Origin of the sequence: Ideonella dechloratans, assembly GCF_021049305.1 — a bacterium.
GTDB lineage: Bacteria > Pseudomonadota > Gammaproteobacteria > Burkholderiales > Burkholderiaceae_C > Ideonella > Ideonella dechloratans.
Genome location: NZ_CP088082.1, coordinates 176792 through 197881 on the forward strand (window position 1 = coordinate 176792; position 21090 = coordinate 197881).

Annotated in this window: 21 protein-coding genes; 9 read left to right on the top strand and 12 right to left on the bottom strand. The window is 72.1% G+C overall.

Annotated features, from left to right (window positions below; translation table 11 throughout):
- Positions 1 to 32 precede the first annotated feature (32 nt).
- On the top strand, positions 33 to 974 hold the full coding sequence (locus LRM40_RS18710; RefSeq protein ID WP_151124376.1) for an RNA polymerase sigma-70 factor: 942 nt from the start codon (positions 33 to 35) through the stop codon (positions 972 to 974).
- On the opposite strand, the gene LRM40_RS18715 is transcribed toward LRM40_RS18710, so the two are convergent.
- The 5 genes from LRM40_RS18715 to LRM40_RS18735 all read right to left on the bottom strand — a co-directional run bounded on the left by LRM40_RS18715 (position 953) and on the right by LRM40_RS18735 (position 4835).
- A complete protein-coding gene (locus LRM40_RS18715; protein ID WP_151124377.1) occupies positions 953 to 1783 on the bottom strand; it encodes a helix-turn-helix transcriptional regulator in 831 nt (276 codons plus the stop codon). The two genes, LRM40_RS18710 and LRM40_RS18715, sit on opposite strands and share 22 nt — an antisense overlap.
- A gap of 16 nt (positions 1784 to 1799) precedes the next feature.
- Entirely contained in the window at positions 1800 to 2414 is a 615-nt protein-coding gene (locus LRM40_RS18720) for a LysE family translocator (protein ID WP_151124378.1), read from the bottom strand.
- Between the two features lie 115 nt (positions 2415 to 2529).
- The gene (gene map, locus LRM40_RS18725) at positions 2530 to 3321 is read right to left on the bottom strand and encodes a type I methionyl aminopeptidase (RefSeq protein ID WP_151124379.1); all 792 of its coding nucleotides are present in this window, start codon (positions 3319 to 3321) and stop codon (positions 2530 to 2532) included.
- A complete protein-coding gene (locus tag LRM40_RS18730) occupies positions 3321 to 3575 on the bottom strand; it encodes a ParD-like family protein (protein WP_151124380.1) in 255 nt (84 codons plus the stop codon). Before LRM40_RS18730 ends, map begins: the two co-directional genes overlap by 1 nt.
- Positions 3576 to 3824: 249 nt before the next feature.
- Positions 3825 to 4835, bottom strand: a complete 1011-nt coding sequence (locus LRM40_RS18735; protein WP_151124382.1) for a zinc-dependent alcohol dehydrogenase family protein — start codon at positions 4833 to 4835, stop codon at positions 3825 to 3827.
- Between the two features lie 106 nt (positions 4836 to 4941).
- Between LRM40_RS18735 and LRM40_RS18740 the strand changes: the two genes are divergently transcribed.
- From LRM40_RS18740 to LRM40_RS18755, 4 genes are all read left to right on the top strand, one after another.
- On the top strand, positions 4942 to 5835 hold the full coding sequence (locus LRM40_RS18740; RefSeq protein WP_151124383.1) for a LysR family transcriptional regulator: 894 nt from the start codon (positions 4942 to 4944) through the stop codon (positions 5833 to 5835).
- Positions 5832 to 7637, top strand: a complete 1806-nt coding sequence (locus LRM40_RS18745) for an amidase family protein (RefSeq protein ID WP_151124384.1) — start codon at positions 5832 to 5834, stop codon at positions 7635 to 7637. The genes LRM40_RS18740 and LRM40_RS18745 overlap by 4 nt, the downstream gene beginning before the upstream one ends.
- A 103-nt stretch (positions 7638 to 7740) precedes the next feature.
- The gene (locus LRM40_RS18750) at positions 7741 to 8220 is read left to right on the top strand and encodes a carboxymuconolactone decarboxylase family protein (RefSeq protein ID WP_151124385.1); all 480 of its coding nucleotides are present in this window, start codon (positions 7741 to 7743) and stop codon (positions 8218 to 8220) included.
- A 48-nt stretch (positions 8221 to 8268) separates the two neighbouring features.
- The gene (locus LRM40_RS18755; RefSeq protein WP_151124386.1) at positions 8269 to 9327 is read left to right on the top strand and encodes a GNAT family N-acetyltransferase; all 1059 of its coding nucleotides are present in this window, start codon (positions 8269 to 8271) and stop codon (positions 9325 to 9327) included.
- Between the two features lie 31 nt (positions 9328 to 9358).
- Here LRM40_RS18755 and LRM40_RS18760 read toward each other — a convergent pair whose 3' ends face one another.
- From LRM40_RS18760 to LRM40_RS18780, 5 genes are all read right to left on the bottom strand, one after another.
- Positions 9359 to 10270, bottom strand: coding sequence for an aldo/keto reductase (locus LRM40_RS18760; protein ID WP_151124387.1), 912 nt, complete (start codon positions 10268 to 10270; stop codon positions 9359 to 9361).
- A gap of 39 nt (positions 10271 to 10309) precedes the next feature.
- Positions 10310 to 11743 carry a DHA2 family efflux MFS transporter permease subunit gene (locus LRM40_RS18765; RefSeq protein WP_151124388.1) on the bottom strand — a complete coding sequence of 478 codons (1434 nt, stop codon included), beginning with the start codon at positions 11741 to 11743 and terminating at the stop codon, positions 10310 to 10312.
- 97 nt (positions 11744 to 11840) lie between these two features.
- The gene (locus LRM40_RS18770; protein ID WP_151124389.1) at positions 11841 to 12170 is read right to left on the bottom strand and encodes a hypothetical protein; all 330 of its coding nucleotides are present in this window, start codon (positions 12168 to 12170) and stop codon (positions 11841 to 11843) included.
- Positions 12171 to 12356: 186 nt separating this feature from the next.
- Positions 12357 to 13055 carry an alpha/beta fold hydrolase gene (locus tag LRM40_RS18775; RefSeq protein ID WP_151124390.1) on the bottom strand — a complete coding sequence of 233 codons (699 nt, stop codon included), beginning with the start codon at positions 13053 to 13055 and terminating at the stop codon, positions 12357 to 12359.
- Positions 13048 to 14286, bottom strand: coding sequence for an MFS transporter (locus LRM40_RS18780; protein WP_151124391.1), 1239 nt, complete (start codon positions 14284 to 14286; stop codon positions 13048 to 13050). Before LRM40_RS18780 ends, LRM40_RS18775 begins: the two co-directional genes overlap by 8 nt.
- A 161-nt stretch (positions 14287 to 14447) precedes the next feature.
- On the opposite strand from LRM40_RS18780, the gene LRM40_RS21520 reads away from it, so the two are divergent.
- Both LRM40_RS21520 and chrA read left to right on the top strand, forming a co-directional pair.
- Complete coding sequence (locus tag LRM40_RS21520; RefSeq protein WP_151124392.1) at positions 14448 to 15434, top strand: chromate resistance protein ChrB domain-containing protein; 987 nt, start codon at positions 14448 to 14450, stop codon at positions 15432 to 15434.
- Positions 15431 to 16789, top strand: a complete 1359-nt coding sequence (gene chrA, locus LRM40_RS18790; RefSeq protein ID WP_151124393.1) for a chromate efflux transporter — start codon at positions 15431 to 15433, stop codon at positions 16787 to 16789. The genes LRM40_RS21520 and chrA overlap by 4 nt, the downstream gene beginning before the upstream one ends.
- Before the next feature lie 15 nt (positions 16790 to 16804).
- Here the strand turns inward: chrA and LRM40_RS18795 are convergent, their stop codons facing one another.
- Positions 16805 to 17269, bottom strand: coding sequence for an Lrp/AsnC family transcriptional regulator (locus LRM40_RS18795; RefSeq protein WP_022980133.1), 465 nt, complete (start codon positions 17267 to 17269; stop codon positions 16805 to 16807).
- Between the two features lie 121 nt (positions 17270 to 17390).
- Between LRM40_RS18795 and LRM40_RS18800 the strand changes: the two genes are divergently transcribed.
- Entirely contained in the window at positions 17391 to 18602 is a 1212-nt protein-coding gene (locus LRM40_RS18800; RefSeq protein ID WP_151124394.1) for an MFS transporter, read from the top strand.
- On the opposite strand, the gene LRM40_RS18805 is transcribed toward LRM40_RS18800, so the two are convergent.
- A complete protein-coding gene (locus LRM40_RS18805; RefSeq protein ID WP_151124395.1) occupies positions 18589 to 19785 on the bottom strand; it encodes a GGDEF domain-containing protein in 1197 nt (398 codons plus the stop codon). The genes LRM40_RS18800 and LRM40_RS18805 overlap by 14 nt on opposite strands.
- Before the next feature lie 68 nt (positions 19786 to 19853).
- Between LRM40_RS18805 and LRM40_RS18810 the strand changes: the two genes are divergently transcribed.
- The gene (locus LRM40_RS18810) at positions 19854 to 21086 is read left to right on the top strand and encodes an anion transporter (RefSeq protein ID WP_151124396.1); all 1233 of its coding nucleotides are present in this window, start codon (positions 19854 to 19856) and stop codon (positions 21084 to 21086) included.
- Positions 21087 to 21090 lie beyond the last annotated feature (4 nt).

A 21090-nucleotide genomic window follows, 5' to 3' on the forward strand; every position in this document is an offset into this window, starting at 1 on the left:
ACAAACCACCGGGCTGGTTCGTCTGACCTGCCATGGACCCCCACACCGCCCTGTTCGACCGCCTGCGGCCCCGGCTGCAGGGCATCGCCTACCGCATGCTGGGCAGCGTGGCCGACGCCGAGGAACTGGTGCAGGACGTCTGGCTGCGCTGGCATGCGGCCGACCGCGCCACACTGGACCAGCCCGAGGCCTGGCTGGTGACCGTGACCACCCGCCTGGCCATCGACCGGCTGCGCAGCGCCCAGGCCCAGCGCGCGCATTACGTCGGCTTCTGGCTGCCCGAGCCCTGGCTGGACGAGGAAGAGCCCCGGCCCGCCGCCCATGTGGACCTGCCCGCCACGCCCGAGGCCCTGCTGGAGCGGGCCGACGACATCTCCATGGCCTTTCTGGCCCTGCTGGAGCGCCTGGGCCCCGAGGCGCGGGCGGCCTTTCTGCTGCGCGAGGTCTTCGACGCCGACTACGCCGAGGTGGCCCAGGCCCTGGGCAAGAGCGAGGCGGCCTGCCGCCAGATCGTCTCGCGCGCCAAGGCCCAGCTGAAGGCCGAACGGCCTCGCCAGAGCGTGAGCCCCGAACAGCACCACCGCCTGCTGGCCGGCTTTGCCGAGGCGGCCCGCCGGGGCGACTTTGCCCGCCTGCAGGCCCTGCTGGCCGAGGACGCCGAGCTGATCAGCGATGGCGGCGGCGTGGTGGCCAGCTTCGGCAAGGTGCTGGCCGGCGGGCGGCGCATCGCCCAGCTCTACCACGCGGTGTGGCGCCGCAGCGAACGCGACCACACGGAGCAGCGCATCGAGCTGGTGCGCCTGAACGGCCAATGGGGCCTGCTGCGCTTCATCGGCGGCCAGCTGGAATCGGCCCAGGGCCTGGAGACGGACGGCCAGCGCATCACCCGCATCCACACCCAGCGCAACCCCGAGAAGCTGCGCCACATCGCCCGGGCCTGGGCCGAGGCGGCTCAGCGGCGCGGCGGCCGGTAGTCGCCCGGCGTCATGGCGTGGTGGGCCTTGAAGCTGCGCTGCAGATGGGCCTGGTCGGCAAAGCCCATGGCCTGGGCGGTGTCGGCCAGCGCGCTGCCCTGGGCCAGCAGACGCCGCGCGCCGTTGAGGCGCTGGTTCTGCAGGTAGCTGCCCGGCGTCATGCCGAACACCGCCTGAAAGCGGCGGATGAAGCGCGGGGCGCTCATGCCGCAGGCCTGGGCCAGGGCCTGCACCGTCAAGCGGGGGCCGGCCTCGTCCTGCATGGCGGCAATGGCGGGCCGCAGCTCTTCCGGCACAGGCGCGGTGTCCTGCGGCGGGCCGGCCACCAGGCAGCCGGCCAGCACGCGCGGCAGCGCCTCGGCCAGGGCCTGCGCAGTGGCGGCGTCACGGATGGGCTGACACAGCCGGTCCACCACAGCGTGCATGACCGGGTCGTTCACAGCGCGGGATGCGAAGTGCAGCCCTTCCTGTCTCTGCGGCACCTCAGCCAGCCCCCACACCCGGGCCACCGCAGCGTGCAGCCAGGCGGCATCCACGAACAGCATGCGGTAGGACCAGGGCTGGCCGGCGGCCGGGTTGCAGGCGTGCACCACCTGCGGCTCGATCAGCACCACCGAGCCGGCCTGCACCGGCTGCGGGCCGCTGGGGTGGTGGAAGGTGGCGCCGCCCTCGTCCACGATGCCCACCGAATATTCCGGGTGCGAATGCGGGCGGTAGCAGTCCCGCGTGCCCAGGCTGACGCGCAGGGCCGCCCAGGGCGCGGCCGGGTGGCGGTGGATGCGGTGCGGGCTGGAGGCAGAGCTGGACATGGCGGGTGGGAGCCGGTCAGCCAAGCATACTGGCCACGCTCAGGGCCAGCAGCGCACCCATCGCCCGGTTGAACCACCGCTGGCGCGCCGGCTGGGCCAGGGCACGCGCCAGCAGCCGGCCGGCCAGGGCCCAGCAGCCCACGCCCAGGCCGCAGGCCAGCAGCGACACCGCACAGAACAGCCCCAGCGCTGCCCGCGCATCCGCCTGCGGCAGCACGAACAGGCCGATGCCCGACAGCGCCACCAGCCAGGCCTTGGGGTTGAGCGACTGTGTCAGGCCCCCGTCCCGCAGCGCGGCCAGGGCCGCCCAGGCCGCATGCCGCGGCGCGCCCGCCGGGCCGGCCAAGGCCATGGGCGGTGCGGTGGCCACCCGCCAGGCCAGGTGCAGCAGGTAGGCCGCGCCCAGCCAGCGCGCGCCCTGCACGGCCCAGGCCTCATGCAACAGCCAGGCGCCGCCCTGGCCCATCAGCCACACCACCAGCGCGTAGCTCAGGCTGGCGCCCAGTACATAGGCCAGCGCCGTCAGCCGGCCGGCCGCCGCGCCATGGCGGATGGCCAGCACATTCACCGGCCCCGGCGTGATGGCCCCCATCAACGCAAACGTTCCCATTGCCAGCACCAGCGCCGTCACCTCAGACCTCCACACACGTCTTCATCGGAGGGGCGAGTGTGGCGGGGTGGGGTGGGGGTGTATTGAATGGAATTTCGGGTGGGGGTGGCGGGGGAGAAGTGGATCAGACGGGGCCTCAAACCGGCGCGTAGGCCCCCGTGCCCTCAGGCCAGGGCGTCAACACTTCATACCCTGAAGGCGTGACCGCCACCATGTGCTCGAACTGGGCGGACAGGGATCTGTCCTGGGTCACCACGGTCCACCCATCGGGCAGCTGCCGGGTTTCGCGCCGGCCGGCGTTGAGCATCGGCTCGATGGTGAAGACCATCCCCGGTTCCAGCCGCAGGCCTTCGCCCCGCCGCCCGTAGTGCAGCACCTGAAGGTCCTCGTGGTAGATCTGCCCGATGCCATGGCCGCAGTATTCGCGCACCACGCTGAAGTGTTCCCGGTGCGCGACGGACTGGATGGCGTGGCCCACGTCGCCCAGCGTGGCACCGGGCTTCACCGCCCGGATGCCGGCCAGCATGGCTTCGTAGGTGGTGTCCACCAGGCGCCGGGCCAGGATGCTGGGCGTGCCCACAAAGAACGTGCGGCTGGTGTCGCCAAACCAGCCATCCTTGAGGACGGCGACGTCGATGTTGACGATGTCGCCCTTCTTCAGAATCTTGTCGGGCGAGGGGATGCCGTGGCAGACCACCTGGTTCACCGAGGTGAGGATGGTCTTGGGGTAGCCCTGGTACCCCAGGTTGGCCGGAATGGCGCCCTGCACGTTCACGATGTGGTCGTGGCAGATGCGGTCCAGGGCCTCGGTGCTGACGCCGGGCACGACGTGGGGCTCGATGATGCTGAGCACCTCAGCGGCAAGCTGGCCGGCCCGCCGCGCCATCGCCACCTCGTCCGCCGACTTGATCACCACCTGGCGTGCCATCAGTGCTTCCCGGTGGCGGATGCCTTGGGTTTCTCAAGCTGGCCTGTGGCGGCCAAGGCGATGTCCAGCCCTCCGGCCAGCTCCGCACGGATCAGCAGCTGGCAGATCTCGCGGTAGTCCAGGTCCGGGTGCATTTCTGTCAGCATGCCCACGCGCATCCAGTGTTCGGCCTGCGCATTGATGGAGCGGCTCAGGGCGTTCCCCGCCACGCGCAGGTTCTCGTGCATCTGCTCGGAGATCTTGACGATGCCCATGGGTGTCTCATATATAAAACGTATACGAAGTGTATGCGTTTTATCGTGTGCGACACAAGGCCACCCTTGCGGCCACCCTGACCCTGTATCGTCCCGTCCCATGCCCCGCGACATCGAAATCAACATCCGCGTCGACGACCTGGACGACCTCATGCCCTGTTCCGGTGGCCAGCGGCCAGCCCACCTGGGCCGAACGGCAGCGGCTGCACAACGCGCTGGTGCTGTTCAACCCGGCGCCGGTGACCTGAGTCAGGGCAGCACGTCCACCACCACCTTGCCCTGAGCCTGTCCGCTGGCCACCCGTGCATGGGCCTGCGCGGCACTCTCCAGCGTGAACCGCAGGGGGTCCATCCGGGGCTTCAGCAGGCCGGCGTTCGCCAGGGCGGTGGCCTCGCGCAGGATCTCACCGTGGTGAGCGCGATGCTCCCCCGTCAGCAAGGGCAGCAGCGTGAACACGCCGGAGTAGCTGGCGCCCCGGAAGGACAGGGGCGCCAGGGCGTGGGTGCCCCAACCCAGCGAGCTGACCACATGCCCGGTGTAGCGGCGCACGGCCCGGAAGGACGCATCCAGCGCCGCGCCTCCCACGGTGTCACAGACCACGTCGAAGCCCTGGCCCGCGGTGTGCTCTGCCAGATAGGTGTCGACATCCGTGGCCTCGTGGTCGATGGGCGTCGCGCCCAAGGCGCGGATGGTGTCCGCCTGCGCGGCACTGCCCGTGGCCCAGACCGTCGCGCCGCGGGCCCGGGCCAGCTGGATGGCCACATGGCCCACCCCGCCCGCCCCGCCATGCACCAGCACCTTGTGGCCGGGCCGCACCTGGGCCCGGTCCACCAGCCCTTCCCAGGCGGTGATGAACACCAGCGGCAGTGCGGCGGCCTCGCGCATGCTCAGCGCGGCCGGCTTGAGGGCCAGCAGCCGTGCGTCCACGGCGGCATGGTCGGCCAGGCTGCCCTGGTGGCCACCGATGCCGCCGGTGAATCCATAGACGGCGTCGCCCGGCTGAAAGTCGGTGACGCCCGGGCCGACGGCCTGCACGGTTCCGGCCAGATCCATGCCCAGCACGGCCGGCAGGGCGTGCCGGGCGTGGGCGGCCGCACCGGCGCGGATCTTGGTGTCCAGCGGGTTGACCCCGCTGGCATGGATGCGCACCAGCACCTCACCCGGGGCCGGCACCGGCGTGGGCAGGTGGTGCATTGCAAACGGGGCATCGGGAGCCGGCAGCAGCAGGGCTCGCATGGTGGTGGCTGGGATGTTCGACATGGCGTTTCCTCGGTGGGAGTGGATGTGCGGACAGTGTTGGCCATGCATTGCCGAATGAGAACTCACACCGATGAACACAGTTCATGCATTTCTGTATGCTGTGCCGATGAACTGGGACGACGTCCGCGTGTTTCTGGCCATTGCCCGCACCCGCACCCTGGGTGGCGCGGGGCGCATGCTGGGGCAGAGCCAGCCCACCATGGGGCGCCGGCTCAAGGCGCTGGAGGCCGCGCTGGGGCAGACGCTGTTCCAGCGCACGGCCGAGGGCTTCGTGCTGACCGACGAGGGCCGCTCGGTGCTGGCCCATGCCGAGCGCATGGAGGCCGAGGCCCTGGGTCTGGCCCGTCAGCTCGACGGTGCCGGCCTGCAGCTCGAAGGCATGCTGCGGGTCTCCACCTCCGACTGGTTCGGCCTGCATGTGATGGCCCCGGTCTGCGCTGAGCTGGCCTGCCTGCACCCCCGCATCACCATCGAACTCCTGACGGACGCGCGGCTCTACAGCCTGGCCCGCCGCGAGGCCGATCTGGTCGCGCGCATCGTGCCCTTCGACGAGCCCGATGTCGTCCAGCGCCGGCTGATGCACGTGCCCTATGCGCTGTACGCGGCACGGACGGTCGAGGCGGTGCCCGATGGCCCGGTGCCCCTGGTGACCATGGATCTGGGTTTCAGCGAGATGCCCGACGCGGTCTGGCTGCGCCAGGTCCATCCACAGGGCCGCGTCGCCTTTCGCAGCAACAGCCGGCACGTCCAGGCCGTGGCCTGTGCGGCGGGCGTCGGTCTGGCCGTGCTGCCCTGCCCGCTGGGCGATGCCCACCCCGGGCTCCAACGCGTCCCCGGCAGCCCCTCGCCGCCCGGGCGCGACGTCTGGCTGGGCTACCACCGCGATCTGCGTCGGCTGCCCCGGCTGCAGGCCCTGCTGCGCCTGCTGTTCCAGCGCCTGGGTCCTGCGCAGCAGGACCGATCCCATCCCCCTCTGAACACGGAGTTCGAAGCCGCATGACCTCCCGCCGCCTTTTCCTCGCTCAAGTTCCCGCCGGCCTGCTGGGCACGGCCGCTGCCGCCGGTGCCGGGGCACAGACCCCGCCGGCCGTGCCCGCCAGCACTCCGCCTGGCGCGCCGCCCACTTTCGGCAACGCGCCCGCGGTGGGCCCGGAGGTGTCGCCTGGCACCTTTGCCGAGGCGGAGAAGCTGATGCGGGTGAACTTGACCGAGGCCGAGCGCGCCCAGGCCGCGGCCAGCTGGCGCAACACCATGCCGGCCATGCTGGACCGCCGGGCCGGCCCGCGCCGCCTGGCCATTCCCGAGTCGGCCGTGCCGGCCCTGCAGTGGAACCCCGCGCTGGGCCGCGGCGGCCTCGGCCCGGCCAGCAACCGCTTCGTGCGTTCGCCGGCCGCCGCCGTGCCGCTGCCCGCCAGCGAGGCCGACATCGCCTTCGCCCCGGTCACCCAGCTCTCGCGCTGGATCGAATCGCGCGCCCTCACGTCGGAGCGCCTGACCCGCATCTACCTGGCCCGCATCGAGCGGCTGGACCCCAAGATCCGCGCCATCATCACGCTGACCGCGGACCAGGCCCTGGCCCAGGCCCGGCAAGCCGACCAGGAGATCGCCGCCGGCCGTTACCGCGGCCCGCTGCACGGCGTGCCCTTTGGCGTGAAAGACCTGCTGGACACCGCCGGTATTCCCACCACCTACGGTGCCGAACCCTTCCGCCACCGCGTGCCCGGCCGCGATGCGGTGGTGGTGCAGCGCCTGCGGGCGGCCGGTGCGGTGCTGCTGGCCAAGCTCAGCCTGGGCGCGCTGGCCCTCAACGACATCTGGTTCGGCGGCCAGACCATGAACCCCTGGCTGCCGGAGGAGGGGGCGTCCGGGTCCAGCGCCGGGCCGGGTGCGGCCACCGCCGCAGGCCTGGTGGCGTTTTCCATCGGCAGCGAGACGGGCGGCAGCATCGTCAGCCCCGCCATGCGCTGCGGCGTGACCGGCCTGCGCCCCACCTTCGGCCGCGTGCCGCGCACCGGTGCGATGACGCTGTGCTGGTCGCTGGACAAGCTGGGCCCGATGACCCGCAGCGTGGAGGACGCGATGCTGGTGCTGCAGGCCATCAGCGGCCCGGACGCGGGCGATGTCGCCTCGGTGCCCAGCCGGCTGAAGTTCGACGCCCGCGCCCCGGTCAAGGGCCTGAAGATCGGCTACGTGCCGGCCTGGATGAACGAGCCCCCGGCCATCGACGTGGACCGCCAGGCGCTGGAGATGGCCCGCAGCCTGGGCATGGTGCCCACGCCCATCCGGCTGCCCGACTGGCCTTACGACGGTCTCAACCTGATCCTCTTCGCCGAGGCCGCCGCCGCTTTCGAGGAACTGGTGCTCAGCCACGGGGTGGACCAGCTCAAGGTGCAGTGGGCCGATGCCTGGCCCAACATCTTCCGGCAGTCGCGCTTCCTCTCGGCGGTGGACTATGTGCAGGCCGACCGCCTGCGCCGCATGGTGGCGCAGGAGATGGCGCGCGTCTTCGACGAGGTGGACCTGCTGCTGGTGCCCTCGCTGCGCGACGAGATGCTCACCATCTCCAACCAGACCGGCCACCCCAGCCTGACGCTGCGCACCGGCTTCACCCGGGTGGCGCAGGCCCGCAGCGACTGGGCCCCCGACCCGGCCCGCCCGCTGCCGCAGTTCTCGCCGCCGCGGCGCGTGCCCCACGGGGTGACGCTGATCGGCCGGCTGTTCGATGAGGGAACCCTGGCGCAGGCCGGGCTGGCGCTGGAGCGCGCCGCGGGCGTGGCCGGCGAGCGCCCGCCCGGCTTCTGAGGGGGGGGGCGGGCCAGGGGGCGGTCACAGCGCGCGGGGCCCGTTCGTCTTGGGGGATGAGACCGCCGTGGTCTCGCTTCCCAACCGAACCCGGAGCCCCGTGATGAGCCAACGCCTGCACTACGCCGAACTCGCCCCCGCCCTGTTCAAGAAGTACCTGGACTTCAGCCTGGCCCTGCGCCAGAGCGGCCTGGAGACCGCGCTGCGCGACCTGGTGACGCTGCGTGCCTCGCAGCTCAACGGCTGCGCCTTCTGCGTGGACATGCATGTCAAGGAAGCCACGCTGCATGGCGAGCGGCCGCTGCGCCTGCACCATGTGGCGGTGTGGCGCGAATCGACGCTGTTCTCCCCGCGCGAGCGCGCCGCGCTGGCCTGGACGGAGCTGCTGACCCGGCTGCCCCCGCACGGCGTGCCCGAGGCCGACTACCAGGCCGCCCGCGCCGAGTTCAACGAGGCCGAGCTGGCCGCGCTGACCTTTGCCATCGTGGCCATCAATGGCTGGAACCGGCTGTCGGTGGGCTTTGCGGTGGTGCCGGGCTCGCAGGACGCCCTCTACGGCCTGGACCAGGCCGGCCTGGCCTGAGGCCCGTCGTATGCTCGCAGGCTCCGCCACCGTTCTGCTGCCTGCGCCGTGTTCACCCTCGCCAAGCTGACTGCCGATGACGCCCCCGCCTACCGGGCGCTGATGCTCGAGGCCTACGCCCAGCCGGGCGACGCCTTCACCTCCACGGCCGAGGAGCGCGCGGCGCTGCCGCTGTCCTGGTGGGCGCAGCGGGCCGCGGCGGCCGACGGCTCGGGGCTGGCGCTGGGCGCCTGGGTGGGCAACGCCCTGGTGGGCAGCGTGGCGCTGGAGTTCTCCAGCCGGGCCAAGACGCGGCACCGCGCCCACCTGGTGGGCATGTACGTGCAGCCGGCCCACCAGGGCCAGGGCATGGCCCGCGCACTGATGCAGGCGGCGCTGGCCGAGGCGGCGGTCCGCCCCGGCGTGCGCTGGGTGACGCTGACGGTGACCGAAGGCAATGCACGGGCCCAGCGCCTGTACGAGTCCTGCGGCTTCCGCGTCTTTGGGGTGGAGCCCGAGGCCATCTGCACCGACCGGGCCTGCCTGGGCAAGGTCCACATGGGCTGCCCGCTGGACCTGCCGCCGCCCGCGCCGCGCCCGGCACAAGTGGTGCGGCTGCGGCCGGCCGTGGAGTGGGACGCCACGGCGCTTTCGGCCCTGGCGGCGCGCTGCTTTCACGACACCTATGCGGCCGACAACCGGCCCGAGGACCTGTGGGCCTACATCACCGCCCACTTCCACCCGGCGCAGCAGCAGGCCGAGCTGGCGGACCCGGCGCTGCGCACCTGGCTGGCCGAGGAAGGTGACCGCCTGGTGGGTTTTGCCCAGCTGGCCTGGGGTGGCACGCTGCCTGCGGCGGTGACGCAGGCGCGGCCCGTGGCCCTGCACCGCTTCTACGTGACGCGCGAGCAGCAGGGCGCCGGCCTGGCCGGCCGCCTGATGACGGCCATCCGCCAGGAGGCGGCCCAGGCCGGCGCGGGCCACCTGTGGCTCAGCGTCTGGGAGCGCAATGCCCGGGCCATCGCCTTCTACCGCAAGTGCGGCTTCGATGCGGTGGGCCACACCACCTTCGAGGTGGGGGCCGACCGCCAGCGCGACTGGGTGATGGTGGGGCCTACAGGCGGCTGAGGTGGCTGAGGCGGCCGCGCCGCGCGTGGGTTCAGGGCACCGGGTGGCCGTTGGCCAGCTCGTAGAGCTCGAACCAGGTCTGCCGGTCCATGGGTACCTGCAGGGCCTGGGTGAAGCAGGCAATGCGTTCGGGCTGCAGGCTGCCCATCACCGGGATCACCCCGGCCGGATGGTGCATCAGCCAGGCCATGGCCACCGCGGTGGTGTCGGTGCCGCTGGCCCGCGCCAGCTCGGCCAGGCGCGGGGCCAGGCGGTGGGCGGCCGTGCCGGGCTGCTGTGCCTCGGTGTGCAGCCGGCCGCCACCCAGCGGCGACCAGGCCATCACCGGCATGCGGTGCTGCTGGGCATGGGCCAGCTGGCCGTTGGTGAAGGGCGCGGTGTGCAGCAGGCTCAGCTCGATCTGGTTGGTCTGCAGGCGGTGCACCATGCGCGACTGAAGCAGGTCCGCATCCCAGGGCATGAAGTTGGACACGCCCACGCCGCGCACCTTGCCGGCGTCGATCAGCCGGTCCAGGCAGGCGCCCAGGGCTTCGGCGTCGCACAGCGGGTCCGGACGGTGGATCAGCAGCAGGTCGATCACCTCCACGCCAAGATGCTGCAGTGAGCGCTCGACGCTGGCCTGCACATGCGGGGGGCGGGTGTCGTAGTGCTTGATCCGCGTCTCGGGCCACTGCGCCGACAGCAGCATGATGTCGGTTTTGGTCACCACCTCGATCTGCTGTCGCAGGGCGGGGCGGGCCCGCAGGGCGTTACCGAACAGGGCCTCGCAGCGGTAGTCGCCGTAGATGTCGGCGTGGTCGAAGGTGGTGATGCCCTGGGCCAGGCAGGCGTCGATGCGGGCCAGCGTGGCGTCCACGCCGGGGTCGGCCGCTTCGGCCAGGCGCCAGACGCCGCAGGCGATGGGGCTGAGGGTGCGTTGGTTGGGCAGGGTGATCCGGTTCATGGCGGGGGGCAATCGGTCAAGGCGCTGGATGTTGCCAGTTCAGGCCCCGGTCTGCACCGCTGCGGGCGGCCGCCCTCGCATCAGCAGGGCCGCCAGCATGGCCGCCAGCACCACCGCGCCCAGCAGGAAGAAGCCCTGGCCGTAGGCGGTGAAGATCCCGTCGGCATGGTGCTGGTAGGCACCTTCGCGCCACTCGACGAACACCGCCGTCATGGCGATGCCGAACACCCCGCCCAGCTGGCGCGCATAGGTGACGATGACGGAGGACTGGGCCAGCTGGTGCGGCGCCAGGTGGCGCAGCGTGGCCAGGTTCAGGGCCGGCAGGATCATGCCCAGACCAATGCGGCCGACGACGGTGGCCGCGATCAATGTGGCGTAGCCGATGTGCTGGCCCAGCGCGTAGAAGGCAAAGAAGGAGCCGCCGAACAGCAGCAGGCCCGCGATGGCCACCGCCTTGGGCGGGTACTGGTCGGTCAGCCGGCCGGCCAGCGGGGTGGACAGCACCAGGGCGATGCCGCTGGGGATGAGGGCATTGCCCGCCGCGGTGGCTGAGTAGCCCAGCGCGCTCTGCAGGAAGACCGGGATCAGGTAGGTCGAGCCGTAGAGCCCGAAGCCGTAGGTGAAGGACACGATGCTGCCCATCGTGAAGGTGCGGCTGCTGAAGAGGTTCAGGTGAATCAGCGGCGCCGGACTGCGCCGGGCGTGGCGCAGGAAGGCCGCCAGGGTCAGGAGGGTCAGGCCCGCGTGCACGGCCGTTCCGACCGAGAGCGCGCCGTCGCGGTGCAGGCGGGTCACGCCGTCCACCACCGCCAGCGTGGCCAGCGACAGCAGCAGGGCGCCGGTCCAGTCGAAGGGGTGCTGCGGACCGGGGCTGGGCGCCGGCAGCAGCCAGCCGCCCAGGGCCAGGGCGGCCAGGCAGAAGGGCGTGTTGAGCAGGAAGATGGCGGCCCAGCCGAAATGGTCCACCAGCACGCCGCCGAAGGCCGGTGCCACCGCCGGGGTGATGACCAGTCCCAGCGTGAGCAGGCCCGAGGCCCGACCTTGCATGTGCGGCGGGAACAGGCGCAGCACCACCAGGGTGCCCAGGGGCTGCAGGACGCCGGCCGCGGCCCCCTGCAGCACGCGCGCCAGCACCACCTCGGCAAAGCTCTGGGCCAGGCTGCCGGCCACGCTGGCCATGCTCAGCACCACCACGGCGGCCAGGAACAGGCGCCGAAAGCCGATGCGGTCCAGCAGCCAGGAGGTGGGCAGCATCGACAGGGTCATTGCCGCCATGAAGCCGGTCACGGCCCACTGCACCTGATCGTGGCCCAAGCCGAACTGACGGCTCAGCGCGGTGACGGCGACGTTGAAGGCCGAGGTGGCCAGCACGCCGGCGATGGTGCCGATGGCCACGGTGATCAGCAGCAGCCACTTGTAGCGGGAACCGTGGCGCTGGCTCAGCGCGTCGAGGGACAGGGCGCGGGGAAACATCGTGGGAAGGGATTCGCTTCCACTGTACCCCGTGCGCTCACGCCCGGCCCGTACCGCCCGCAATGCCCCGTGGTCGGGCGAGGGGCTTGGCGGCCCCTCAGGCGCAGACTTCGTCGGCGTGCGCGGCAACCGTGGCCGGCGTCCGGAGCGTGAGCCTCCAGCTGCACACGGCCAGGTACAGGAGTTGCCAAGCCATGCCGCTGTGGGCCCGGTGGGGGGCCACGTAGCGCATGAGGGCGTCCACCTTCTCCGGGTCGGGGTCGACCGTGCTCATCAGGGCGCGCCAGGCATGGGCAGCGCGGTGGCCGGCGGCGAGCACCGGGTCGGCCGGCGCCTCGCCGGTGTCCGTCGAAAAGTGGCGGATCATCTTGGCACACACCTCTTCGGTGCTGTCGCCAGGCTGGATGTTCAGGTGGAGATTGGCCATGCTGGTCGTGTGTTCTCACCATCGAGGATGGAAACCGTCCAGGCGCTTCAGATCCATGGGACGGCCACGAGACTGCAGGACCGAGTTTGGGCCTGAATCCCCCGCTGGGGACGTCACCTGAAAAGGGGGTCACACGTACGTCATGGCGCGAACTGGGGATGCCGCCAGCCTGCGCTGGCGCCGTGATCAGCCCATCAGCCAGCGGCGCATCAGGGCGGTGGTGGCCTCGGGCTGCTCCAGCGTGGGCAGGTGGCCGCAGTCGGGCAGGGTGTGCCACTGGGCCTGGGGGATGGGGGCTGCCAGGGCCTGCAGCACCGCCGGGGGCGTCAGGGCATCGTCTGCGCCGCCCAGCACCAGGGTGGGCTGGGTGAGCGTGGGCAGCAGCGGGCGCGAATCGGGCCGGTGCAGGATGGCGGTCTGCTGGCGCCGATAGGCTTCGGGGCCGACACGCTGGGCCATGGCCTGCACCGCCTGGCCCACCGGGCCGTGCACATGGCGGGGGTGGACCAGGGTGGGCAGCAGCTGCTGGGTGACCCCCAGGAAGCGGCCACGCTTCAGGATGGCCAGGCTGCGGCGGCGCTGCAGCGCGCGCTCGGGGCTGTCGGGCGCGGCGGTGGTGTCCAGCAGGGCCAGGCGGCTCACCCGTTCGGGCGCCTGGCGCAGGATCTCGAAGGCCACGTAGCCGCCCATGGACAGGCCGGCCAGCGCGAAGCGCGCGGGCGCCTGGGCCAGCACCCGCGCGGCCATGGCCTCCACCCGGTCGTCCTGGGTCAGGTCGGCCACCTGCACCTCGGCCACATCGGCCAGGGCTTCGCTCTGGTGGACCCAGAGCCCGGCGTCGCACAGCAGGCCGGGCAGCAGCAGCAGGGGCGTGCGTTCAGCCATGGCGGGCGTCCTGGTTCGGGCGGCCTTGGACCCAGGCCAGGCCCAGGCCGACGGCGGCCAGGACAGCGGTCAGCGCCACCTCGGCCGGCCAGCCGCCGTGCAGCCAGAACCAGCCGCCTACCGCACCGATGCTGCTGGAGCCCAGGTAGTAGAACAGCAGGTACAGCGAGGCCGCGTGGCCCTTGTGCACACCGGCCAACTGGCCCACCCAGGCGCTGGCCACCGCGTGGGCGATGAAGAAGCCGATGGTGACCAGGCCGACCCCGGTGGCGATGGCCGCCAGCGAGCTGCCCAGCGTGACCAGCACGCCCAGGCCCATCAGCCCCAGGCCGGTGGCCAGGGCGCCGCGCCGGCCCAGGCGCTGGCTGAGCGCGCCGGAGGAGCCGGAGGAGAAGATGCCGAGGGTGTAGCTGAGGAACACGAGGCTGATCTGCGTGGGGCTGAAATGGTAAGGCGCGGCGGCCAGCCGGAAGCCCAGGTAGTTGAACAGGGCGACGAAGACGCTGGTGAGCACGAAGCCGATGCCGAACAGGCGCTGCAGGGCGGGCTGGGCCAGCTGGCGGCGCCAGGCCTGGGCGTGGTGGCGCCAGTCGAAGCCGCGCTGCGGCACGAAGCGCCGCGAAGCCGGCAGCAGCCAGAAGAAGCCGATGGCCGCGACCAGGTCGATCAGCGCCAGCGTGGCCAGGGCGCCGCGCCAGGAACCCCATTCCACCAGCATGCCCATGCCCACCCGGCCCATCATGCCGCCGAAGGCCGTGCCGCCCACGTACAGGCCCATGGCGCTGCCCAGGCGGCGGGGTTCCATCTCTTCGGCCAGATAGGCCATGGCCACGGCGGGCACCCCGCCCAGCACCAGGCCTTCCAGCAGCCGGCAGGCCAGCAGCAGCGGCCAGCTTGGCGCCAGGGCGGCCGCCAGGTTGAGCAGCGCGGCCAGCACCATGGAGGTGGCCATCAGCCCGCGCCGCGGCAGGGCCTGCGACAGCGCGCCCATCGAGAAGATGGCCAGGGCCAGCGCCCCGGTGGCCAGCGACAGGGCCAGCGAGCTCTGCGCCGGGCTCAGCCCGAAGTCGCGCGCGAATTCGGGCAGCAGCGGCTGCACACAGTACAGCAGCGAGAAGGTGGAGAAGCCGGCCAGGAACAGCGCGAAGCTGATGCGGGCAAAGGGCACGGGGGTGTCGGCGGACACCGGGACGGCCGCATCGGCGCGGCGCGTCAGGAACAGGGACGGCATGGACGAGAGCATGCCCGCGGCAGCGCCATTCGTCCAATCGATGATGGCGGTGGTGTCTATCTGTTTGGCGTATGGAGGGGGATCAACCGGCTTCGCCCATGGACGGGAAGGGGGGCGTGGAGCGTCTTTGTACATTCATCACATGCCGTGATAATTGCTTCATGACCTCCTGGCTGATCCTCACTGCCACCCTGCCGACCTCGCCCAGCGCGCTGCGGGTCAAGGTGTGGCGTGCGTTGAAGGCCACGCACTGCGCCACGCTGCGCGAGGGCGTCTACATCCTGCCGGCCCAGGCCGCCACAGCCGCGGCCTTCCCGGCCTTGGAGGCCACCATCCGCGATGCCGGTGCCAGCGCCCATCTGCTGCAGGCCCCGGCGCGCGACGCGGCGCAGGAGACGACCTTCCTGGCGCTGTTCGACCGCAGCCAGGCCTATGCCGACTTCCTGCAGACCCTGAAAGCCGCCCGCAAGGCCCTGGGTGCGCGGGGCGCTGCTGGGGGTGGGGGGGCAGACGAGGTGGCGGGCCGCAAGACCTTGCGCCAGCTGGCCCAGCAGCTGCAGGCGCTGCAGGCGGCGGATTTCTTTCCCGGTGCGGCGGCCAAGCAGGCCGAAGCCGCCCTGCAGGCCTTGCGGACCGAGCTGGAGCGGCGCTGGTCGCCCGGTGAGCCGGCCCCGGCCGAGGCCCCGCTGGCCCGCCTGTCGGTGGCCGACTTCCAGGGCCGCACCTGGGCCACCCGGGCGCGCCCCTGGGTGGACCGCCTGGCCACGGCCTGGCTGATCACGCGGCATGTGGACCGCCAGCCCCGCTTCGTCTGGCTCAAGCCGCCGCTGCGCACACCCCGCGGCGCGCTGGGCTTCGACTACGACGGCGCGCGCTTCACACACGTGGGCGAGCGCGTGAGCTTCGAGGTGGTGGCCGAGTCCTTCGGCCTGATGGACCGGCCCGGCCTGGCGGCACTGGCGGCGCTGGTGCATGGGCTGGACGTCGGGGGCCTTGTGCAGGACGAGGCCGCCGGCATTGAACTGCTGCTGCGCGGCCTGCAGGCCACCCATCCCGACGACGACGCACTGCTGCAGGCGGCGCTGCCGATCTTTGATGCCCTGCTGGCCGGCCTGGCCGCAGCCTCTGCTTCCGGGAGCCGACCATGAGCACCAGACCTTCCTCCGTGGCCGACGCAACCACGGCGCCGCCCGCGCCCACCCTGGGCCAGGCCTTCGCCTACTGGCTGCGCCTGGGTTTCCTGAGCTTTGGCGGACCGGCCGGGCAGATCGCGCTGATGCACGAGGACCTGGTGGAGCGCCGGCGCTGGATCTCGGAGCAGCGCTTTCTGCATGCGCTGAACTACTGCATGGTGCTGCCGGGGCCCGAGGCCCAGCAACTGGCCACCTACATCGGCTGGCTGATGCACCGCAGCTGGGGCGGGCTGATCGCGGGCGGGCTGTTCGTGCTGCCCTCGCTGCTGATCCTGATCGCGCTGTCCTGGGTCTACATGGCCTGGGGCCAGGTGCCGGCGGTGGCCGGGGTGCTCTACGGCATCAAGCCGGCGGTCACCGCCATCGTGGTGTCGGCCGCGGTGCGCATCGGCTCGCGCACGCTCAAGAACCGCTGGCTCTGGGGCCTGGCGGGGGCGGCCTTTCTGGCCATCTTCGCGCTGGGCCTGCCGTTTCCGCTGATCGTGGGCCTGGCGGGGGTGGTGGGCTACCTGGGCGGCCGGCTGGCGCCGGCCCAGTTCGCGGTGGGCGGCGGCCATGGCGCGCAGCGGGCCTCGCAGGGGCCGGCGGTGATCGACGACGACACGCCCACGCCGGCCCATGCGCGCTTCTCCTGGCCGGGCTTCTGGCGCGTGGTGGCGGCCTGCGGGGGCCTGTGGGCGCTGGCCCTGGGGGCGCTGGCGTGGGCCTGGGGCTGGGACGGCGTGCTGACCCGGATGGCCTGGTTCTTCACCAAGGCCGCGCTGCTGACCTTCGGCGGCGCCTACGCGGTGCTGCCCTATGTCTACCAGGGTGCGGTGGACCATTTCCACTGGCTCACGCCGGGCCAGATGATCGACGGTCTGGCGCTGGGCGAGACCACGCCGGGGCCGCTGATCATGGTGGTGTCCTACGTCGGTTTCGTCGGCGGCTGGGGCCAGGCCCTCTTCGGTCCGCAGGCGCTGCCCTGGGCCGGCGTGGCGGCCGCGGCGGTGGTGACCTTCTTCACCTTCCTGCCGTCCTTCTTCTTCATCTTCCTGGGCGCGCCCTTCATCGAATCCACCCACGGCAAGCTCCAGTTCACCGCGCCGCTGACGGCCATCACCGCCGCGGTGGTGGGGGTCATCGTCAACCTGGCCGTGTTCTTCGCGTACCACGTGCTCTGGCCGCGGGGCTGGGCCGGCGGCTTCGAGTGGGCCGCGGCGGTGATCGGCCTGGCGGCCGCGCTCGCCCTGTTTCGCTTCAAGGTGGGCGTGATTCCGGTGGTGCTGGGCGCGGGCCTGCTGGGCGGGGCCTGGCGGCTGCTGGCTTGAGGAGCTCGGGCCGATTCAGACGTAGCCCAGCGGCAGCGCGGTGGTGAGCTTGAGCTCCTCCATCGCGAAGCTGGAGCTGACGTCGTGCAGCTGCGTGCCATCGGTCAGGCGCTTGTAGACCTTGTCGTAGGCGGCGATGTCGGGCACCACCACGCGCAGCAGGTAGTCCACGTCACCGCTCATGCGGTAGAACTCCATCACCTCGGGAATGGCCTGCACCGTGGCGCGAAAGCGCTCGAACCATTCCTGGGTGTGGGTGCTGGTGCGCACCGACACGAAGACGGTGACGCCCACCTGCACCTTGTGCGGGTCCAGCAGGGCCACCTGCCGGGTGATGACCTTCTCGTCCTTGAGGCGCTGGATGCGCCGCCAGCAGGGGGTGGAGGACAGGCCCACCCGGCTGGCGATCTCGCCCACGCTCAGTTCGGCATCGTTCTGCAGCAGGTCCAGGATCTTGACGTCCAGGGCATCGAGTTTCACGGCGGGCTCGGAAAAGAGGAAAAGATTGCGCGCAGCATAGCGAACCGGAGCCCCGTCTTGCGCTGACGCGCGGGAGCGGCGTCCTCGTTACAATCGGTGGCCCGCGCACCTGCCTCCCGTCATGGCCACCACCTCCACCCGCAACGTCGTCATTCCGCTGGGGCTGGCCCAGACCCTGGCCTGGGCCTCGTCCTACTACCTGCCGGCGTTGCTGGCGGCCCCGATGGCGCGCGAGTTGGGCCTGCCCACGGCCGGGGTGTTTGCCGCCTTCTCGCTGGCGCTGGTGGTGTCGGCCTTGGCCGGCCCGGTGGCCGGGGGGCTGATAGACCGCCACGGCGGGCGGCGGGTGCTGATGGGCACCAGCGGGTTGTTCGCGCTGGGGCTGCTGGGGATGTCCCAGGCCCGAGGCCTGGCTTCGCTGATGCTGGCCTGGGCCGTGGTGGGGGTGGCCATGGGGGCCGGCCTGTACGAGGCGGCCTTCGCCACCGTGGTGCGGCTGTATGGCCAGGGCGCGCGCCACGCCATCACCGGCATCACGTTGATGGGCGGCCTGGCCAGCACGGTGGGCTGGCCGCTGACGGCCTGGCTGGAACACCATGTCGGCTGGCGAGGCGCCTGCGCGGTCTGGGCCTTGCTGCATGGGGTGCTGGGCCTGCCTTTGCATCTCTGCCTGCCCCGCACCATGGCGCGCGATGCCGGCGCCGGGCCCACGCCGCAGGAGCTGGCCACAGCCGCCCCGACCGAGCCACCGCGCCCGGCCCCGGCCCCGTCGATGTCCTCGCCCGCCTGGACCTCCTTCCTGCTGGCCGTGGTCTTCGCCATCACCTGGTTCATCAGCACCGCGATGGCGGCCCACCTGCCGGCCATGCTGCAGGCGGCCGGGGCCTCCGCGGGCGCCTCGGTGGCGGTGGGGGCCCTGGTGGGGCCGGCCCAGGTGGCCGGCCGGCTGCTGGAGTTCAGCCTGCCGCGGCGCGTCCACCCGCTGTGGCCGGCGCGCCTGGCCGCACTGGCCCATCCGCTGGGGGCGGTGGTCATGCTGCTGGTCGGGCCGGTGGCCGCACCGCTGTTCGCGTTGCTGCACGGGGCGGGCAACGGCATCCTCACCATCGCCAAGGGGACCTTGCCCCTGGTTTTGTTCGGGCCGGGCGGCTACGGCGCACGCCAGGGCTGGCTGATGCTGCCGGCCCGGGTGACCCAGGCGCTGGCGCCTTTTGCCTTCGGCCTGGTGCTGGACCATCTGCACGAGCGGGCCCTGTGGTTCACCGCGGGCCTGGGCCTGCTGTGTTGTGCCGCCTTGCTGGCGCTGCGTGCGGGCCGGTTCAACCCGGCGTGACGACCTCGGCGCCCGTGGGCATGGCGCCCGGGCCCACCAGCGTGTTGCGGCCCCGCCGCTTGGCCTCGTACATCGCGGCATCGGCCTGGGCCATCAGCTGCCGGGGGTCCATCGCCGAGCCGGGCGTCCAGACGGCATAGCCGATGCTGACCGTGAGCGCGGCGCAGCCATCGGGCACCGGAATGGCCGCGCGGGCGAGGGACTGGGTCAGGCGCTGCAGCGTGGCGTCGGCGCGGGCGCGGTCCTGGCCCGGCAGCAGGATCACGAATTCTTCGCCGCCCCAGCGTCCGCAGCGGTCGGTGCTGCGCAGGGTGTCCTGCAGCAATCGGCCGAGGCGGCGCAGCACCTGGTCGCCCGCCGCGTGGCCGCCCAGGTCGTTGATGCGCTTGAAGTGGTCGATGTCCAGAAACACGAGGGTGGCGGGCTGGCCCAGCCGGCGCGCCAGTGCGAGCAGGGCTTCGCATTCGGCTTCGAAGGCGCCGCGGCGCAGCACGCCGGTCAGGCTGTCGATGCGCGCCGCGCTGTGGGCCCGCACCACCTGGCGGCCCAGCATCATGCCCAGCCAGCTGATGTGGAACAGGCCGGAACTGATGACGAAGGGGATGAGCGAGGAAGCGCCGTGGTCGCTGCGCGAGGCGAAGCTGCGGGTGGCGTCGGCCGGGTCCAGTGCCAGGTGCACCAGGAAGGCCAGCACCGCCAGGGCCATCAGGCCGAAGGGCAGCAGGGGCAGCGCGCCGTAGCGGCCGAACTCCTGCCGCAGCGGCTGCCGCAGCCACAGCAGCGGCAGGCCCAGCAGCAGCAGGAAGCTGCCCTGGTACACCGCCAGCGGGCCGACCTCGGAGAGCGTCTGCGGCAGCGGCCACCACGCTGCCGCCGTGCCCGCCCCCAGCAAGGCCAGCCAGGCCCGCACATGCCGCACCCGCCCGGCCACGAAGGCCTCGGCGCCGGCGCTGACCAGCGTGGCGCTGAGCAGGCTCAGGCCCATCAGCCAGCTGGCCACCGGGCTGAGGCTGCCCGCCTGGCTGACTTGCAGCCAGGCCGTCAGCGCGTCGCTGCCGATGCTGGCCAGGAAGAGCAGGGCCGGGCGCCGCTCGCCGGGCATCAGCACGGCCACCAGCAGCCAGCACAGGGCAAACAACCCCAGCTGCACCAGGGCCAGGGTGAGGGCGAGATGAACTTCCATGGTGGCCGGATTGTGGGTCCAGGCCCGGCGGCCCGCACGAGGCCGGTGCCGAAGGCGACAATCGACGCGTGACCACCGTCGTTCTGACCATTTTCGTGCTGGTCTACCTGGGCATGATCCTGGGTGGGCTGCCCTTTCTCCAGCTGGACCGCACCGGCGTGGCCCTGCTGGGGGCCATCGCCATGATCGGCACCGAGGCCATCTCGGTGGACGCGGCCGCGCAGGCGGTGCACCTGCCCACGGTGCTGCTGCTGTTCGCCTTCATGGTGGTCTCGGCCCAGATGCAGCTGGGCGGCTTCTACGACTGGGTGACCTTGCGCCTGGCCGGCCTGAAGCTGGGCCCGCCCGGTTTGCTGGCGGCGCTGGTGGTGGTGGCCGGCGGTCTGTCGGCGGTGTTCAGCAACGATGTGGTGTGCCTGGCGGTGGCGCCGGTGCTGGTGGAGGCCTGCCTGCGCCGCCGGCTGGACCCGGTGCCGTTCGCGCTGGCGCTGGCCTGCGCGGCCAACATCGGCTCGGCCGCCACGCTGATCGGCAACCCGCAGAACATGCTGATCGGCCAGACGCTGCAGCTGCACTTCGGCGGCTACATGGCCGAGGCCCTGCTGCCGGTGGCCGTGGGCCTGGGCCTGACCTGGGCGCTGGTGGTGCTGAGCGTGCGCGGGCGCTGGATGCTGGCCGACAACGCCGCCGGCCCCGCCCCGGCGGGGGATGCCGAGGCCGTGCCGCTGGACCGCTGGCAGACCGCCAAGGGCCTGGGCGTGGCGGCCGGGGTGCTGCTGGCCTTTCTGTTCACCGACTGGCCGCGCGAGGTGGTGGCCCTGGTGGGCGCGGGCCTGCTGCTGATGAGCCGGCGCATGCGCTCCAGCCGGGTGCTGGGCCTGGTGGACTGGGAGTTGCTGGTGCTCTTTGTCGGCCTGTTCGTCGTCAACGCGGCCTTGCAGCACACCGGCCTGCCGCAGCGCCTGGTGGCCGACATCGCCGCGCACGGCGTGCACCTGGACCAGCCCGGGCCGATGGCGCTGGCCACCTTCGTGCTGTCCAACATCGTCTCCAACGTGCCGGCCGTGATGCTGCTGCTGCCGGTGGCCACCCACCCGCTGGACGGTCCGCTGCTGGCCCTGGTCAGCACCTTTGCCGGCAACCTGTTCATCGTGGGCAGCATCGCCAACATCATCGTGGTCGATGCGGCCCGCCGCCGGGGCGTGGTGATCGACTGGCGCCGCCACGCTGCGTTGGGCGTGCCGGTGACGCTGGTCACGCTGGGTGTGGTGGCGGCTTACCTGGCCTGGCGTCTGGGCTGACGTT

Coding starts and splice junctions, on each gene's coding strand:
- LRM40_RS18735 (WP_151124382.1), bottom strand. CDS start 4,835: ATGTCGAACATCCCAGCCACCACCATGCGAGCCCTGCTGCTGCCGGCT.
- LRM40_RS18760 (WP_151124387.1), bottom strand. CDS start 10,270: ATGAACCGGATCACCCTGCCCAACCAACGCACCCTCAGCCCCATCGCC.
- LRM40_RS18745 (WP_151124384.1), top strand. CDS start 5,832: ATGACCTCCCGCCGCCTTTTCCTCGCTCAAGTTCCCGCCGGCCTGCTG.
- LRM40_RS18800 (WP_151124394.1), top strand. CDS start 17,391: ATGGCCACCACCTCCACCCGCAACGTCGTCATTCCGCTGGGGCTGGCC.
- map (WP_151124379.1), bottom strand. CDS start 3,321: ATGGCACGCCAGGTGGTGATCAAGTCGGCGGACGAGGTGGCGATGGCG.
- LRM40_RS21520 (WP_151124392.1), top strand. CDS start 14,448: ATGACCTCCTGGCTGATCCTCACTGCCACCCTGCCGACCTCGCCCAGC.
- chrA (WP_151124393.1), top strand. CDS start 15,431: ATGAGCACCAGACCTTCCTCCGTGGCCGACGCAACCACGGCGCCGCCC.
- LRM40_RS18775 (WP_151124390.1), bottom strand. CDS start 13,055: ATGGCTGAACGCACGCCCCTGCTGCTGCTGCCCGGCCTGCTGTGCGAC.
- LRM40_RS18770 (WP_151124389.1), bottom strand. CDS start 12,170: ATGGCCAATCTCCACCTGAACATCCAGCCTGGCGACAGCACCGAAGAG.
- LRM40_RS18740 (WP_151124383.1), top strand. CDS start 4,942: ATGAACTGGGACGACGTCCGCGTGTTTCTGGCCATTGCCCGCACCCGC.
- LRM40_RS18765 (WP_151124388.1), bottom strand. CDS start 11,743: ATGTTTCCCCGCGCCCTGTCCCTCGACGCGCTGAGCCAGCGCCACGGT.
- LRM40_RS18715 (WP_151124377.1), bottom strand. CDS start 1,783: ATGTCCAGCTCTGCCTCCAGCCCGCACCGCATCCACCGCCACCCGGCC.
- LRM40_RS18710 (WP_151124376.1), top strand. CDS start 33: ATGGACCCCCACACCGCCCTGTTCGACCGCCTGCGGCCCCGGCTGCAG.
- LRM40_RS18805 (WP_151124395.1), bottom strand. CDS start 19,785: ATGGAAGTTCATCTCGCCCTCACCCTGGCCCTGGTGCAGCTGGGGTTG.
- LRM40_RS18730 (WP_151124380.1), bottom strand. CDS start 3,575: ATGGGCATCGTCAAGATCTCCGAGCAGATGCACGAGAACCTGCGCGTG.
- LRM40_RS18780 (WP_151124391.1), bottom strand. CDS start 14,286: ATGCCGTCCCTGTTCCTGACGCGCCGCGCCGATGCGGCCGTCCCGGTG.
- LRM40_RS18750 (WP_151124385.1), top strand. CDS start 7,741: ATGAGCCAACGCCTGCACTACGCCGAACTCGCCCCCGCCCTGTTCAAG.